Source organism: Candidatus Planktophila sp., assembly GCA_030681675.1.
Classification (GTDB): domain Bacteria; phylum Actinomycetota; class Actinomycetes; order Nanopelagicales; family Nanopelagicaceae; genus Planktophila.
Window position 1 is genome coordinate 38,439 of sequence record JAUXRP010000002.1, and the last position, 13,676, is coordinate 52,114.

16 protein-coding genes are annotated in these 13,676 nt (G+C 47.2%); 15 read left to right on the top strand and 1 reads right to left on the bottom strand.

Features of this window, described 5'->3' with window-relative positions:
- Nucleotides 1–35: 35 nt before the first annotated feature.
- Genes Q8K48_00220 through Q8K48_00235 form a run of 4 tightly spaced genes read left to right on the top strand, consistent with a single transcriptional unit; the run spans nt 36 to nt 4,294 of the window.
- Nucleotides 36–1,025, top strand: coding sequence for a chorismate-binding protein (locus Q8K48_00220; protein ID MDP1850824.1), 990 nt, complete (start codon nt 36–38; stop codon nt 1,023–1,025).
- Nucleotides 1,022–1,780 (top strand): aminotransferase class IV, encoded by a 759-nt coding sequence (locus Q8K48_00225; GenBank protein MDP1850825.1) that lies wholly within the window; start codon nt 1,022–1,024, stop codon nt 1,778–1,780. The genes Q8K48_00220 and Q8K48_00225 overlap by 4 nt, the downstream gene beginning before the upstream one ends.
- 4 nt (nt 1,781–1,784) lie before the next feature.
- Nucleotides 1,785–3,773, top strand: a complete 1,989-nt coding sequence (thrS, locus tag Q8K48_00230) for a threonine--tRNA ligase (protein ID MDP1850826.1) — start codon at nt 1,785–1,787, stop codon at nt 3,771–3,773.
- A gap of 5 nt (nt 3,774–3,778) precedes the next feature.
- Entirely contained in the window at nt 3,779–4,294 is a 516-nt protein-coding gene (locus tag Q8K48_00235; protein ID MDP1850827.1) for an HIT domain-containing protein, read from the top strand.
- Here the strand turns inward: Q8K48_00235 and Q8K48_00240 are convergent, their stop codons facing one another.
- Complete coding sequence (locus tag Q8K48_00240) at nt 4,295–4,879, bottom strand: hypothetical protein (protein ID MDP1850828.1); 585 nt, start codon at nt 4,877–4,879, stop codon at nt 4,295–4,297.
- A 24-nt stretch (nt 4,880–4,903) separates the two neighbouring features.
- Between Q8K48_00240 and Q8K48_00245 the strand changes: the two genes are divergently transcribed.
- From Q8K48_00245 to ruvB, 11 genes are all read left to right on the top strand, one after another.
- Complete coding sequence (locus Q8K48_00245) at nt 4,904–5,500, top strand: CDP-alcohol phosphatidyltransferase family protein (protein MDP1850829.1); 597 nt, start codon at nt 4,904–4,906, stop codon at nt 5,498–5,500.
- Entirely contained in the window at nt 5,501–6,385 is an 885-nt protein-coding gene (locus Q8K48_00250) for a phosphatidylinositol mannoside acyltransferase (GenBank protein MDP1850830.1), read from the top strand.
- Entirely contained in the window at nt 6,382–7,563 is a 1,182-nt protein-coding gene (locus Q8K48_00255) for a glycosyltransferase family 4 protein (GenBank protein ID MDP1850831.1), read from the top strand. Before Q8K48_00250 ends, Q8K48_00255 begins: the two co-directional genes overlap by 4 nt.
- A gap of 3 nt (nt 7,564–7,566) precedes the next feature.
- On the top strand, nt 7,567–8,070 hold the full coding sequence (locus Q8K48_00260; protein ID MDP1850832.1) for a hypothetical protein: 504 nt from the start codon (nt 7,567–7,569) through the stop codon (nt 8,068–8,070).
- Between the two features lie 40 nt (nt 8,071–8,110).
- Nucleotides 8,111–9,091 (top strand): DUF3048 domain-containing protein, encoded by a 981-nt coding sequence (locus tag Q8K48_00265; GenBank protein MDP1850833.1) that lies wholly within the window; start codon nt 8,111–8,113, stop codon nt 9,089–9,091.
- Between the two features lie 40 nt (nt 9,092–9,131).
- Entirely contained in the window at nt 9,132–10,019 is an 888-nt protein-coding gene (pdxS, locus tag Q8K48_00270) for a pyridoxal 5'-phosphate synthase lyase subunit PdxS (protein MDP1850834.1), read from the top strand.
- A gap of 14 nt (nt 10,020–10,033) precedes the next feature.
- A complete protein-coding gene (gene pdxT / locus Q8K48_00275; protein ID MDP1850835.1) occupies nt 10,034–10,630 on the top strand; it encodes a pyridoxal 5'-phosphate synthase glutaminase subunit PdxT in 597 nt (198 codons plus the stop codon).
- Between the two features lie 36 nt (nt 10,631–10,666).
- On the top strand, nt 10,667–11,419 hold the full coding sequence (locus tag Q8K48_00280; GenBank protein MDP1850836.1) for a YebC/PmpR family DNA-binding transcriptional regulator: 753 nt from the start codon (nt 10,667–10,669) through the stop codon (nt 11,417–11,419).
- 61 nt (nt 11,420–11,480) lie between these two features.
- A complete protein-coding gene (gene ruvC / locus Q8K48_00285) occupies nt 11,481–12,017 on the top strand; it encodes a crossover junction endodeoxyribonuclease RuvC (protein ID MDP1850837.1) in 537 nt (178 codons plus the stop codon).
- Nucleotides 12,018–12,632: a Holliday junction branch migration protein RuvA gene (gene ruvA, locus Q8K48_00290; GenBank protein MDP1850838.1), complete on the top strand. Its 615-nt coding sequence runs from the start codon at nt 12,018–12,020 to the stop codon at nt 12,630–12,632.
- Nucleotides 12,625–13,665, top strand: a complete 1,041-nt coding sequence (gene ruvB / locus Q8K48_00295) for a Holliday junction branch migration DNA helicase RuvB (GenBank protein ID MDP1850839.1) — start codon at nt 12,625–12,627, stop codon at nt 13,663–13,665. Before ruvA ends, ruvB begins: the two co-directional genes overlap by 8 nt.
- The last annotated feature ends 11 nt before the right edge of the window (nt 13,666–13,676 follow it).

The following is a 13,676-nucleotide window of genomic DNA, read 5'->3' on the forward strand; positions in this document are numbered from 1 at the left end:
CGCCAAAATCAATCCCACATAGGTAGCGTGTGCTCATGAGTCAGGACGAAGCTATGTTTTGGATGGGAGGCCGATCTGCAACCGGTTTGACCGAGATAACCCATGATCCTTCAGATTTAGATGATGGTGGTTTTTGGGCGGTTTCAACAACCTTTGAAGGCGCTTTTACTGCAGCGCGATTTGAGAGCGTGACACCTGCACCGTTTCCAAAAGTTACATGGAAAAAACTGGAGGGCCAGTGGCATTCATCGCGAAGTAAATCGGGCTACATCGAATACGTGGAGTCAATTCAAACTCTTATTGCTCAGGGATGGGTGTATCAAGTAAATGCCTGCAGAGAGTTATCAACGCCCTTTGATGAATCTCGTAACTTGCGTGGTCTTTTTTCATCGATTCTTATCGACAATCCTGCACCGTGGGCCTCATATTTTGAAACCCCTGGAATTAATATCGCATCGGCTTCGCCAGAATTATTTTTAAAACGAAATGGAAATCGAGTGCGGACTTCGCCGATTAAAGGAACTCAACTTCCTGGTCAATCTCACTTTGGCGCGAAAGATATCGCTGAAAATGTCATGATCGTTGATTTAATGCGCAATGATTTCGGAGCAATCTGTCAAGGTGGCACGGTCACGGTTCCAAGACTTTTGGCATCAGAGCCACATCCTGGGTTAGTACATTTAGTCTCAGATATTGAGGGCGAACTTAGAGATGGAATTTCTTGGAGCGAGATTTTTGCGGCGCTGCAACCTGCTGGATCAATTAGCGGTGCCCCTAAGTCATCGGCGGTTTCAGTGATAACCGAGAATGAAATCGCTCGCGGCCCTTACTGCGGGGCTCTAGGGTGGGTTCAAGGCGATGCATGTGAACTCTCAGTCGCAATTCGAATCTTCTTTAAAGATAGCGCGTTGCGTTTTGGAACAGGAGCGGGAATTACATGGGGGAGCATCCCAAGTGATGAGTGGGAAGAGACCGAATTGAAAGCGCGCCGACTCATTTCAATCGCTGGTGGAACCTTGTCATGAAGATCTCATTTAACGGGGCTTTACTTGATATTGAAACTACACCATGTACTCCAACAGGATGGCTGCAGGGTAATGGATTATTTGAAACTTTACGTACAGTAGATGGTGTTGTCTATGCATACTCTCGCCATATTGCGCGCGCAATAAAGAGTGCTCAGATTGCCCAGATAAACTTGCCTGATCTTGAACTTGTTGAACAAGCGGTAGCACAGGTGCTTGGAGCCGAACCACACCCTGATGGTTTATTGCGAATCTCTTTTGGCTCCAATGATCAGTGGGCCGTTGTTCATCTGCCGTATCACTCACACAATAAGCCGGCTAGGGTGCGTATTCACCCCGATGCACTTGCACCCGATAGCCAGATGATTAAACGCTATCCATATGAACATCGCTTGGCGATTTTAGAAGAGGCAAAGCTCGTAGGTTTTGATGACGCGATAGTGTGTAACACCGATGGAAATATTTGTGAAGGCGCGGTCTCAAATGTGATGATGAATATCAATGACCGTTGGGTGACGCCGCCCACTAGTGATGGAACTTTGCCCGGCATCATGCGAGAGCTCGTTGTTGAGCACTGCGAGGTGAGCGTTGAATCAATTTCTATCTCTCGAATCGATGAAGTACGAGCGGCGATTTTGCTCAGTAGTCTTCGAATCTCACAGCCAGTGGCATCTATTGATGGTCGCGAATTAGAGGCATCTCAGGCCTTCAGCGATAAAATCCGAGCGATGGTCATACTTCATTCGCTAGGCTAAGCACATGTCCTCGATAGAGATCACAGTAGATGGTCAACTGCTCAGCGTTGAGGTCGATATTCGCCCAACCCATCTCTTCGCTGATAACAAAGATATTGTTGTTGCGCGCATCAATGGTCAACTACGAGATCTCTGGAGCCAGTTAAATGCTGGAGATATCGTTGAGGGTGTTTCGATTTCCTCCCCTGATGGTTTAGCCGTTCTTAGACACTCAACTGCGCATGTAATGGCCCAAGCCGTTCAGGAGCTCTATGCCAATACTCGTCTAGGAATCGGACCACCCATCAAAGATGGCTTCTACTATGACTTTGAACCAGAGGCGAGTTTTAACCCAGATGATTTAGTAAAAATCGAAGCGGTGATGCGCAAGATCGTCAAAGAAGGTCAGCGTTTTAGGCGGCGAGTGGTTACTGAAACCGAAGCACTTTTTGAGCTTGCTCACGAACCATACAAATGCGAACTCATTGGAATTAAAGGTCCCGCAGGTGAAGAAGCCAGTGTTGAAGTCGGCGGCTCCGAATTAACGATATATGACAACTTAGGTCGAGATGGGAATCCAGTGTGGAGTGATCTATGCAGAGGCCCACACTTATCATCGACAAAGTTAATCCCTGCATTTAAATTAATGCGAAGCGCTGGGGCATATTGGCGTGGCTCGGAAAAAAATCCGATGTTACAGCGCATTTACGGAACTGCTTGGACTTCTCAGGATGAGCTCAATGCTTACCTAGAGCTTTTGGCAGAGGCTGAAAAGCGCGATCATCGCCGACTTGGAGCAGAGTTAGATCTCTTTTCATTTCCCGAAGAGATTGGCTCAGGTTTAGCGGTATTTCATCCAAAGGGCGGAATTATTCGTAGAGCAATGGAGGATTACTCCCGAAAGCGCCACGAGGATGAGGGATACGAGTTTGTCTACTCACCCCATTTAACAAAGGCCGCGCTCTTTGAAACATCAGGACACCTAGAATGGTATGCCGATGGTATGTACCCACCAATGATTTTAGATGAAGAGTTTCATACCGATGGCACAATCAAACGTGCAGGTCAGCAGTATTACATGAAGCCAATGAACTGCCCTTTCCACAATCTAATTTATCGCTCACGTGGTCGCTCGTATCGTGAACTTCCATTGCGTCTTTTTGAATTTGGTACGGTCTACCGCTATGAAAAATCTGGAGTTCTCCATGGCATCACACGTGCACGGGGATTTACTCAAGATGATGCGCATATTTATTGCACTAAAGAACAGATGGTTGGTGAACTGGATTCGCTTCTGACCTTTGTTCTTAACTTACTTCGCGATTATGGTCTCAGTGATTTCTATCTTGAACTCTCCACTAGAAACCCTGAAAAATCAGTTGGCGACGATAGTGATTGGCTGGAGGCAACCGAGGCACTTCGCGCCGCCGCGACTGCCCAGAAACTTGAACTTGTATTAGATGAGGGTGGAGCGGCTTTTTACGGACCAAAGATTTCAGTTCAGGCAAAAGATGCAATCGGTCGAACATGGCAGATGTCGACTATCCAAGTTGATTTCCAACTACCGCAACGCTTTGGACTTGAGTATGTCACTCCGAATGGCACCCGCCAGCGCCCAGTGATGATCCACCGCGCACTCTTTGGCTCCATTGAACGGTTTTTTGGAGTCTTGACCGAACATTATGCAGGGGCTTTTCCGCCATGGCTTGCTCCTGTCCAGGCTATAGGAATTCCAGTGGCCGATGCTTTCGCCGATTATTTAGCAGGAGTCATGTCGGCCATGGGCAAAGCTGGAATTCGCACTGAACTCGATAACTCTGATGATCGAATGCAAAAGAAAGTTCGCAATGCCCAATTGCAAAAAATACCCTTCATGGTGATCGCGGGCGAAGAAGATCAAGCAGCTGGTGCCGTCTCATTTAGATATCGAAATGGTGAGCAGAAAAATGGAATTCCTATCGCCGATGCAATAGCTGAAATCAAAAAAATAATCGACGATCGCACGCAGGTGTAATTGAGATGGATGGCTTAGGGATTCCAGATAGTTGGGCACGTTTATGGGCTCCACATCGACTTGATTATCTACGTGGTGAAAACCGTCCGCTAGAAGGAAATGGAATTGAATGTCCATTCTGTCGAATTCCAACTTTAAGCAATGAAGATGGTCTAATTGTTCATCGCGGCGAAACCGCTTACGTGGTCATGAATTTGTATCCATATAACCCGGGCCATCTTTTAATTTGTGCTTATCGACATGTCAGCGATTTAACCGATTTAACTGACATTGAGCGCGATGAGATTTCAGCGCTCACTGCGCATGCAATGAGGACGGTGCGCATCGTGTCTTCGCCAGCAGGTTTTAATCTTGGCATGAACCAAGGGGCGATTTCTGGAGCAGGAGTGGCCGATCATATTCATCAGCATCTTGTTCCACGGTGGAGTGGTGATGCCAACTTCATGCCGATCATCGGGCATACGAAAGTTATCCCGCAGCTTTTAAGCCTTACTCGCGATGAAATCGCAGCCGCGTGGTGATTACACGTTGAGTTGTTGCACGTAACTTTTTACAATATCTACACCGAGGGTTTTTTCAATCCAGATTGGTATTGCTGGAAATAAAACCCCGGCAGAAAATGCACCTTCACCCAATGAGGACGTGAGTTCGAGGTACTCATCGCGAAACTCCTGCACTAATAGTTCATGTTCAGTTTCGCAGGGGCGTTGCGTTGGCGGTACGGTGCTGTAGTCGAGTATCTGCATTGATTCAAGCGAGATAAGTGCGCAGGGCAATCCAGCCTCATCATGCAAAACTAAATATGGAGTAGCCATAAGATCAAAGACGCGGTTCGCAACCATGACGGCATCCTCGAAATCAGCCTCCTGGTTTTCTAGATGTGTCACAACAAGAATCCGTGGAGTCTGAAACTCATCATATGCCGACCAGATATCAATCGTTGCCTGGTCAATTCCGGTGGATGGGTTAACGGCAAAGATTGCACAGTCAATATGCGCCTCAGCGACGTGGGCTACATGTGCGCCCAGTGCTGCGGCAACAGCTGCTGGCTCGGCGCTCTCATGGCCATAAACTGCGATGGACAGGGATGATGCAGTGGAATTCACCTGCTCAGCCTACGATGGGAGGTGATGATAAGTCGCATTTTCAAACCGGCGGTTACGAGATTCATAACACCCGTAGCTAAGTTCGCCCTTCGTATCGGCATCACGCCTAACGGGGCCACCTTTATTGGTGCGCTCGGTGTAGTTGCATCCTCGCTCTATTTCTACCCGAGGGGGGATTTTTTTCTCGGAACGGCCATCATCTTAATCTTTGCCCTTAGCGATCTTTTCGATGGAACCATGGCGAGAATTTCCCAGATAGGTGCCAGTCGTTGGGGCGCTTTTTTAGATTCAACGATAGATCGAATAACAGACTCTGCAATCTTGATTGGTTTAGCAATCTATTTAATCGATAGAGATGATCGCTTGACCGGTGTAGTCATAGTTGCCTTAGTGTCAGGTTTGCTGGTGCCATATATTCGAGCTAAAGCTGAGATTTTTTCAATTCCATGTTCAGGTGGAATCGCCGAACGCACTGAGCGATTAGCAATTTCAATGCTAGCTATCGCCTTTGATGGTCTTGGCGTTCCATTTGTTTTAGCCGGGGGATTGTGGTTGTTAGCGATCCTGGGATCAGTAACAGTGCTACAACGAATGCTCATCGTTAAAAGAGCGCTTGCCTAAATGCTGAAAACACTCACTGCATGGGGCTATTTTGCCGCTTGGCGTATTTTGCGTTGGCTGCCTGAAGGTTTTGTTTACAGGTCGGCATATCGAATCTCAGATTTTCTTACAAAGAGAAATGGTCCGGGCGTGGTACGTTTCAAATCAAATCTCGCACGTACACAACCAAACATTACGGCATTGGATTTAGATTTGCTGGTGTACAGGGCGATGCGCTCGATGGTTCGATATTGGTGCGACACATTTAGATTTCCAGATTGGTCGGAAGCGCGAATTGCTTCAACTGTAACTACGACAAATGAGCATCTTCTCCTTGATGCAATTGCCGCAGGTAAAGGCGCTATCGTGACGTTGCCACATGTTGGAAATTATGACCATGCCGCAGCCTATTTTTGCGGCAAAGGGGCAAAAATTGTGACCGTGGCCGAGCGATTAAAGCCAGAGGCTCTGTTTAAGAAATTTATGTCATATCGCGCTGCATTTGGTATGGAGGCTTTGCCCCTTGATGGACGTGTTATTCCAACTCTGGCACAACGATTACGCGCCGGATGTGTTGTTGCATTGGCTGCAGATAGAGATCTTTCTCGCTCTGGAATCGATGTTAATTTCTTTGGGGCTCCGGCACGCATGCCAGCTGGACCTGCAATTTTGGCCATCAAGACAGGCGCACCGCTCATTTATGCGATGGTTTCTTATACCGAGGATGGAATTCACATTGATTTTGAAATGGTTCCGATGTCAACGAATGGCGATGAGAGTGAGAGAGTTGCAGCAATTGTTCAAAGTAGTGCTGATTTATTTGCTAAAGGAATTTCTGCACATCCTTCCGATTGGCATATGATGCAGCGCATTTGGATCGATGGCGATTTCAAGGAGCGAAATTGACGCACACTAAAAAACTAGCAATTGGAATTGTCTGCCCTTATGGATGGGATACGCCCGGTGGAGTGCAAAACCATGTGCGAGATTTAGCTGAGTTTCTAATTAGTGCAGGACATAGAGTCTCAGTATTAGCACCTGCGATAAATGAATCTTTATTACCACCTTACGTGGTTAATGCTGGAAAGCCAATCTCAATTCCTTACAACGGCGCAGTTGCGCGAGTGCTTTTTGGTCCAATCGCCTTTGCACGTGTGCGGCAATGGATTCAAAATGGGGAGTTCGATGTCTTGCATTTACATGAGCCAGCAATTCCATCGATTTCACTTCTTGCATGCTGGGCCGCCGAAGGTCCAATGGTCGGAACTTTTCATGCTGCGGCTAAACATCAAAAAGTAATTTTTGCCATTGGTCCAATTCTCGAACCTGCCATAGAAAAACTCTCAGCTCGCATTGCAGTCTCTGAAGCGGCGCGATTAACGCTTACCAATCACCTTGAAACCGATGCCGTTGTGATTCCAAATGGGATTTATGCCAAGCGTTATGCAAATGGAGTTCCAAGAGCTGAATGGTCGGGAAATTCGATTGGATTTATTGGGCGCTTTGAAGAGCCCCGAAAAGGTTTACAAGTTTTACTCGACGCGCTTCCAATCATTGCCCGATTTGCCCCTGATGTTAAACTTTTTGTCGCTGGTCCAGGTGATTCAAGTGAGATTGAAAAATCGATCGATCCAGAACTACGTCACCGAATTAAATTTTTAGGCAAGATTACTGAAGCTGAAAAGGCCGATTTTATCTCATCATTGGTCATCTACGTCGCCCCAAACACTGGTGGAGAGTCCTTTGGAATAATTTTGGCCGAAGCTCTAGCCGGAGGTGCCTGCGTAGTAGCAAGTGATATTCCCGCTTTTGATTCACTGCTAGGTGGAGGCGAATACGGCGCCTTGTTTGCATCGGAGGATTCATTGGATTTGGCAAAAACCATAATTGACTTACTTCGCGATGAACCTAAGTGTAGAGAACTTGTGAGAAAAGGTAAGAATCACGCTCAAATATTTGATTGGGATGTTGTGGCACAAGAAATATTTTCGATTTATGAAATGGCCATGGTGGGTGGAGAAAAAATTACTTTAGCCTCAGATAATCGATCATGGAATCGATTTCTAACTAGAGACGGGCGATAGGAAGTGAAAACTACACTGGCAGTTGCTTTAGTTATTCTGATTTCGCTCTGGTATCTCTCCTTCCTTGCTACTCGTTTAGACCGATTACATCATCGGGTTGAAACTAGTTGGGCGAACTTAGATAGTCTGCTTCAGCGTCGTGCGGCAATAGCTTTAGAAATTGCCCACAGCGATTTCGCAGATCCGGCATCCTCGTTGCTATTAACGTCTGCTGCTTATCAAGCACGTGAAGCGAGTGTTCAAGATCGTTCATCGGCGGAGATGGCGCTATCTGGTGCTTTAGGTCTGCTCATTGTTGATGGAGCGATCCATGCAAATGAAGGGGAGGCCTCATTACTCAATGAATTATCGGAGTTGATGGCTAAGATTTCTATTGCTATTGCGATTCATACCGATGCAGTTTCATCGACACAGATGGTCAGAAAGAAATTAGCTATTCGCTTATTTCGTTTAGCAGGAACTGCGCCGCTTCCAGTAACGTACGAGTTTGAGTTCGATGCGATCTAAAACCGTTTTAGGCCTATGTAGCCTCATCATCCTACTTTTAGTGAGCAGTTGCGCAACAGTGACACCAAGGATTGCCACTCCCATTCCAACCATTCCTAAAGTAATTGAATACAATGCTTTGAGCGGTCGCGAGGGGATTAACGGTCCAGTTTTAATAGTCAAAATTGATGATACGAATGCAGCGCGTCCGCAGATCGGTTTAGAAGATGCCGATGTTGTATACATTGAACAGGTTGAGGGTGGCCTAACGCGCCTCGCTGCAGTTTTTTCATCGATTATTCCGATGCGTATCGGTCCAGTTCGAAGTGCGCGCATTTCAGATATTGAGATCATGAGTCAATATGGTCGAGTTGTTTTTGCATATAGTGGTGCTCAACGCAAACTCCTTCCAGTAATCGATGCAGCCAATGTAGTTAATCTCGGCGCCCAATCTCAATCTCCAACGATTTATACAACGGATCCAACTCGAAATCAGCCGCATGCAATGGTTCTACGCGCTGATTTATTAATGCAGAGAGTTTTGGAGAAGGAATATGTTGTCGATTCTGCGAAATCAATTGGTTGGAAATTTGGAAAAGTCGATTCTGTTGGAGTTCCGATTTCACGTGCGGTGGTTCGCTGGCCCGCCGCGCAATATGGTGTCATCTGGTCATTTGTTGAAAATAGATGGCTTTTAACGCACAACAATGAACCCAAACTTGCCGATACAGGAAAACAATTAGGCGCTTCGACCTTCGTAATTCAAATTACTTCGATTACCCCCTCGATCTATGGAGATAAGTTTGGAGGCGTCACTCCGCTATCTAGGACCGTAGGTACTGGAACTGGTTACATTTTGCGCGATGGCAAAAGCTTTACCGCGACATGGAGCCGCGCCTCTGATGAGGTTGGAACAACGTGGACGGCGCTCGATGGCAGTGAAATCGCCTTCGCGCCCGGCCACGTCTGGGTAGCGCTGACCGATACTGAGCCGGATTTCACGCTAATACCTGCGAGCGCAAAGCCATCACCAACAAAGTAGGATATCCCTCTAGTAAGAGTGAAAAAATTGGAGAACCTTAATGGCGCATGAGACAGGTACTGGGCGAGTCAAACGTGGCATGGCAGAGATGCTCAAAGGTGGCGTCATCATGGATGTCGTTAACGCCGAGCAGGCAAAGATTGCTGAAGATGCCGGTGCAGTTGCCGTGATGGCACTTGAGCGAGTACCTGCCGATATTCGCGCACAAGGTGGTGTAGCGCGGATGTCAGATCCAGACATGATTGAAAAGATAAAGGCCGCGGTCACAATTCCAGTGATGGCAAAGGCGCGCATTGGTCATTTTGTTGAAGCACAGGTTTTGCAGTCCTTAGGTGTTGATTACATCGACGAGTCAGAGGTATTAACTCCTGCGGATTATAAAAATCATATTGATAAATGGGCCTTCACCATACCCTTCGTATGCGGTGCTACAAATCTTGGCGAAGCGCTGCGGCGAATCAATGAAGGTGCTGCCATGATCCGTTCAAAGGGCGAGGCCGGCACGGGCGATGTATCTAATGCGATGCAGCACATGCGTGAAATTAATGGTGAAATTCGCCGTTTATCATCTCTTCGTGAAGATGAACTCTATGTTGCAGCAAAAGAGTTGCAGGCGCCGTATGAATTAGTAAAAGAGGTAGCTGAAAAAGGCAAACTTCCAGTTGTTCTCTTCACCGCCGGAGGAATCGCAACTCCTGCCGATGCAGCGCTTATGATGAGCATGGGTGCAGATGGTGTATTTATCGGCTCCGGAATATTTAAATCAGGAAATCCAGCACAACGCGCTGCAGCATGTGTTCGCGCGACAACTTTTTGGGATGACCCTAAGGTAATTGCGGATGCTTCACGTGGCCTAGGGGAGGCGATGGTTGGAATTAATGTCGCCGATCTTCCAGCGCCCCACCGTCTTGCAGAGCGTGGTTGGTAGTCAGAGTTTCGGGAATGAGAGTTGGAGTTCTTGCACTACAGGGCGATGTTCGCGAACATGTTAGTGCGCTGATCGCTTGCGGAGTGTATCCAACGGCAATTCGACGCTCCCAAGAGTTAGATGCAGTTGATGCCTTAGTTATACCTGGCGGCGAGTCAACAACAATTGCACATTTAGCTAAGAGTTTTGAGATTTTCATGCCCATTAAGTCACGAATTGCTTCAGGAATGCCGGTGTATGGATCGTGTGCTGGGATGATTCTATTAGCCAACCAGATTCTTGATGTGATGGATGGACAAGAGGTTTTTGGTGGTCTGGATATCACAGTTCGAAGAAATGCTTTTGGACGCCAAGTTGATTCCTTTGAATCAGATATTGCATTTGCAGATGGAAATGATGTGCCGCTTCGCGCAATCTTTATTCGTGCACCATGGGTAGAAACAACAGGACTCGGAGTTGAAGTTTTGGCGCAGATTGATTCCCACCCAGTCGCGGTTCGCTCTTCAACCATCTTGGCAACATCTTTTCATCCAGAGCTCACGGGAGATCATCGAGTTCATCGATACTTTATTGAGGAAGTGGCACGAGGCGCGCTGAAGCAGGTACAGTAGCTCGAACTATTACAAAAGCGGCAAAGGGGCAAAGAAATGTCTGGCCATTCCAAATGGGCGACAACTAAGCATAAGAAGGCGATCATCGATAGCCGACGTGCAAAGGTTTTTGCAAAACAGATCCGTGCAATAGAAGTGGCTGCGCGAAATGGTGGCGCCGATCTTGAAGGCAATCCAACGCTCTTTGATGCAATCACTAAAGCGAAGAAATCATCGATGCCCGCCGACAATATTGAGCGTGCGGTCAAACGAGGAGCGGGTTTAGAGCTCGGTGCGGCGGATTACCAAACGATTATGTACGAGGGTTATGGCCCCAATGGTGTTGCAATCATGATTGAGTGTCTTACAGATAATCGGAATAGGTCATCTTCTGAGGTGCGCGTTGCTGTGACGCGAAATGGTGGCACGATGGCAGATCCAGGGTCGGTTGCATATTTATTTAATCGAAAAGGTGTGGTCATCGTAAATAAAACTGATGGCCTTACTGAAGACTCAATTCTTGAAGCGGTACTTGATGCCGGAGCCGAAGAGGTCAATGATTTAGGTACGGCCTTTGAAGTGGTAAGTGAGCCAAATAGATTAGTTCCAGTGCGTACCGCACTCCAAAGCGCAGGCATTGACTATGAATCGGCAGACTCCTCATTTCTGCCTTCATTGCAGATTGAGCTCGACGTCGAGAACGCTAAGAAAGTATTTGAACTCATCGATGCCATCGAAGAGCTCGATGATGTGCAAAATGTTTTTAGCAATTTTGATGTAAGTGATGAGGTTATGGCGAGCCTTGAGTAAAGAAGTGGGTAAAACCCTAGGCTAGAACTCTTATGTAACGCGATGTAGTGAAGGTGGTGCGATGCGAGTTCTTGGTATTGATCCAGGTCTAACGCGCTGCGGTATTGGGATAGTCGAAGGCGCTGTTGGTCGACCTCTAACAATGATGGGTGTCGGTGTGATTTTAACTCCCTCAACTCTTGCACTTGAGTCGCGTCTTCTTGAATTAGATACCTCAATTAATGAATGGATCTCTTTATGGAGCCCAGATTTCATCGCAGTCGAGCGCGTCTTTGCCCAACATAATGTTCGCACTGTTATGGGTACTGCTCAAGCCGCCGGTGTAGCCTTATTAATCGCAGCAAAATCCGGGATTCCAGTCATGATGCATACACCTAGCGAAGTTAAAGCATCGGTCACAGGATCTGGTCGTGCCAATAAGGCTCAAGTTGCACAGATGGTCGCCAAACTTTTGAATTTAAATGAGATTCCAAAGCCAGTCGATGCCACTGATGCGCTTGCCCTTGCAATCTGTCATATTTGGCGGGGCGGGGCAACTGCAAAGATTGCATCGGCGGTATCGATTGAGCAAGCTCGACTTAGAAAACAACGTGCGTAAATGATTTCTACAGTACATGGAGTTGTTCGCGCCGTCCACAGTGATCGCTTAATCGTTGAAGTTGGGGGAGTGGGCCTAAGCATTTTAGTAAACGCGCAAACGGCCGCTGAAGTCAGTATTGGATCTCAACTCCTTCTCTATACGACGTTAGTCGTACGCGAAGACTCCTTAACACTATTTGGATTTGCACATGATGAGGCACGTACGATATTTGAACTACTTCAAACAGTATCTGGTATCGGTCCAAAAGTAGCGCTCTCCATTCTAGGCGCACTCACTCCAGAGGATTTAGGTAGTGCAATAGCACAAGATGATGTTGCAACTATCGAAAGAGTGCCTGGCATCGGAAAAAAAGGAGCGCAACGATTAATTCTTGAACTCAAAGGAAAGTTAACTTCGCTCACCAACTCTTCGGCTTTCTCCGCGCATGTTCCGGCATGGCGTGAAGATTTAACGGGTGCACTGATCACACTTGGTTTTTCACCCAGAGATTCTGATGCAGCAATCTCAGCCTTGATTTCCAGGTTAACTAATGAGGGCGTGGATCCGAAAACTATTGCATTGGGCGAATTACTCAAAGATGCATTATCACAAGGGAAAATCTCACGTGAATGAGGATCGCTTAGTGGGTTCAAGTATTAAGGGCGAAGACTCAGCCGTTGAACAGGCACTTCGCCCAGCCAGCTTGAAGGAGTTTATTGGACAGCACAGAGTGCGTGAGCAAATCGATGTTCTTCTTACTGCAGCGCGCCATCGCGGATCGCCTGCCGATCATATTTTACTTTCGGGACCACCAGGTTTAGGAAAAACAACGTTAGCTCTTATTTTGGCCAATGAAATGTCTGCACCTATTCGAATTACTAGTGGACCGGCGATTACACATGCCGGTGATTTGGCAGCAATTCTCTCCTCATTAGTTGAGGGTGAGATTTTGTTTCTCGATGAGATTCATCGCTTACCGCGACCTGCCGAAGAGCTTCTGTATTTGGCGATGGAGGATTTTAGAGTAGATATTGTTGTCGGTAAGGGTCCTGGTGCAACGGCTATTCCGCTTTCACTTCCACATTTCACTTTAGTCGGAGCAACTACTCGAAGTGGTTTATTAACTAGTCCGCTGCGCGATCGTTTTGGCTTTACTGGGCATTTAGATTTTTACAGCGACAGTGAGTTAGCGCAGGTAATAAGCAGGAGTGCAGATTTACTTGATATTCAAATTGCACACGATGCAATTGTTGAAATCGCTACGCGCTCTCGCGGAACTCCCAGAATTGCCAATCGCCTTCTTCGTCGCGTGCGAGATTATGGTCAAGTCAAGGGCAGTGTTCTTATCGGCATTGAAGATACTCGCGCCGCCCTTGAAATCTACGAGGTAGATTTTGCAGGTTTAGATCGCCTAGATCGTGGAGTTCTCACCGCTTTAATTGAGCGCTTCAATGGCGGACCTGTGGGGCTATCGACACTGGCAATAGCAGTTGGTGAAGAGGTTGAAACCGTTGAATCTGTAGCAGAGCCCTTCTTGGTAAGAAATGGCTTTATGGCCAGAACTCCGCGGGGGAGAGTTGCAACAGCAATGGGTTTTGCCCACATAGGACGTACACCACCCGCGCAACTGGCCTCTCTTTTCGACACACCTGCAATTGATGCCTAGACTCTGCGTCT

Bases quoted from the DNA above. Each gene is read 5' to 3' on its own strand.
- Q8K48_00220 (MDP1850824.1), top strand. From the start codon at position 36: ATGAGTCAGGACGAAGCTATGTTTTGGATGGGAGGCCGATCTGCAACC.
- Q8K48_00225 (MDP1850825.1), top strand. From the start codon at position 1,022: ATGAAGATCTCATTTAACGGGGCTTTACTTGATATTGAAACTACACCA.
- thrS (MDP1850826.1), top strand. From the start codon at position 1,785: ATGTCCTCGATAGAGATCACAGTAGATGGTCAACTGCTCAGCGTTGAG.
- Q8K48_00235 (MDP1850827.1), top strand. From the start codon at position 3,779: ATGGATGGCTTAGGGATTCCAGATAGTTGGGCACGTTTATGGGCTCCA.
- Q8K48_00245 (MDP1850829.1), top strand. From the start codon at position 4,904: ATGATAAGTCGCATTTTCAAACCGGCGGTTACGAGATTCATAACACCC.
- Q8K48_00250 (MDP1850830.1), top strand. From the start codon at position 5,501: ATGCTGAAAACACTCACTGCATGGGGCTATTTTGCCGCTTGGCGTATT.
- pdxS (MDP1850834.1), top strand. From the start codon at position 9,132: ATGGCGCATGAGACAGGTACTGGGCGAGTCAAACGTGGCATGGCAGAG.
- pdxT (MDP1850835.1), top strand. From the start codon at position 10,034: ATGAGAGTTGGAGTTCTTGCACTACAGGGCGATGTTCGCGAACATGTT.
- Q8K48_00280 (MDP1850836.1), top strand. From the start codon at position 10,667: ATGTCTGGCCATTCCAAATGGGCGACAACTAAGCATAAGAAGGCGATC.
- ruvC (MDP1850837.1), top strand. From the start codon at position 11,481: ATGCGAGTTCTTGGTATTGATCCAGGTCTAACGCGCTGCGGTATTGGG.
- ruvA (MDP1850838.1), top strand. From the start codon at position 12,018: ATGATTTCTACAGTACATGGAGTTGTTCGCGCCGTCCACAGTGATCGC.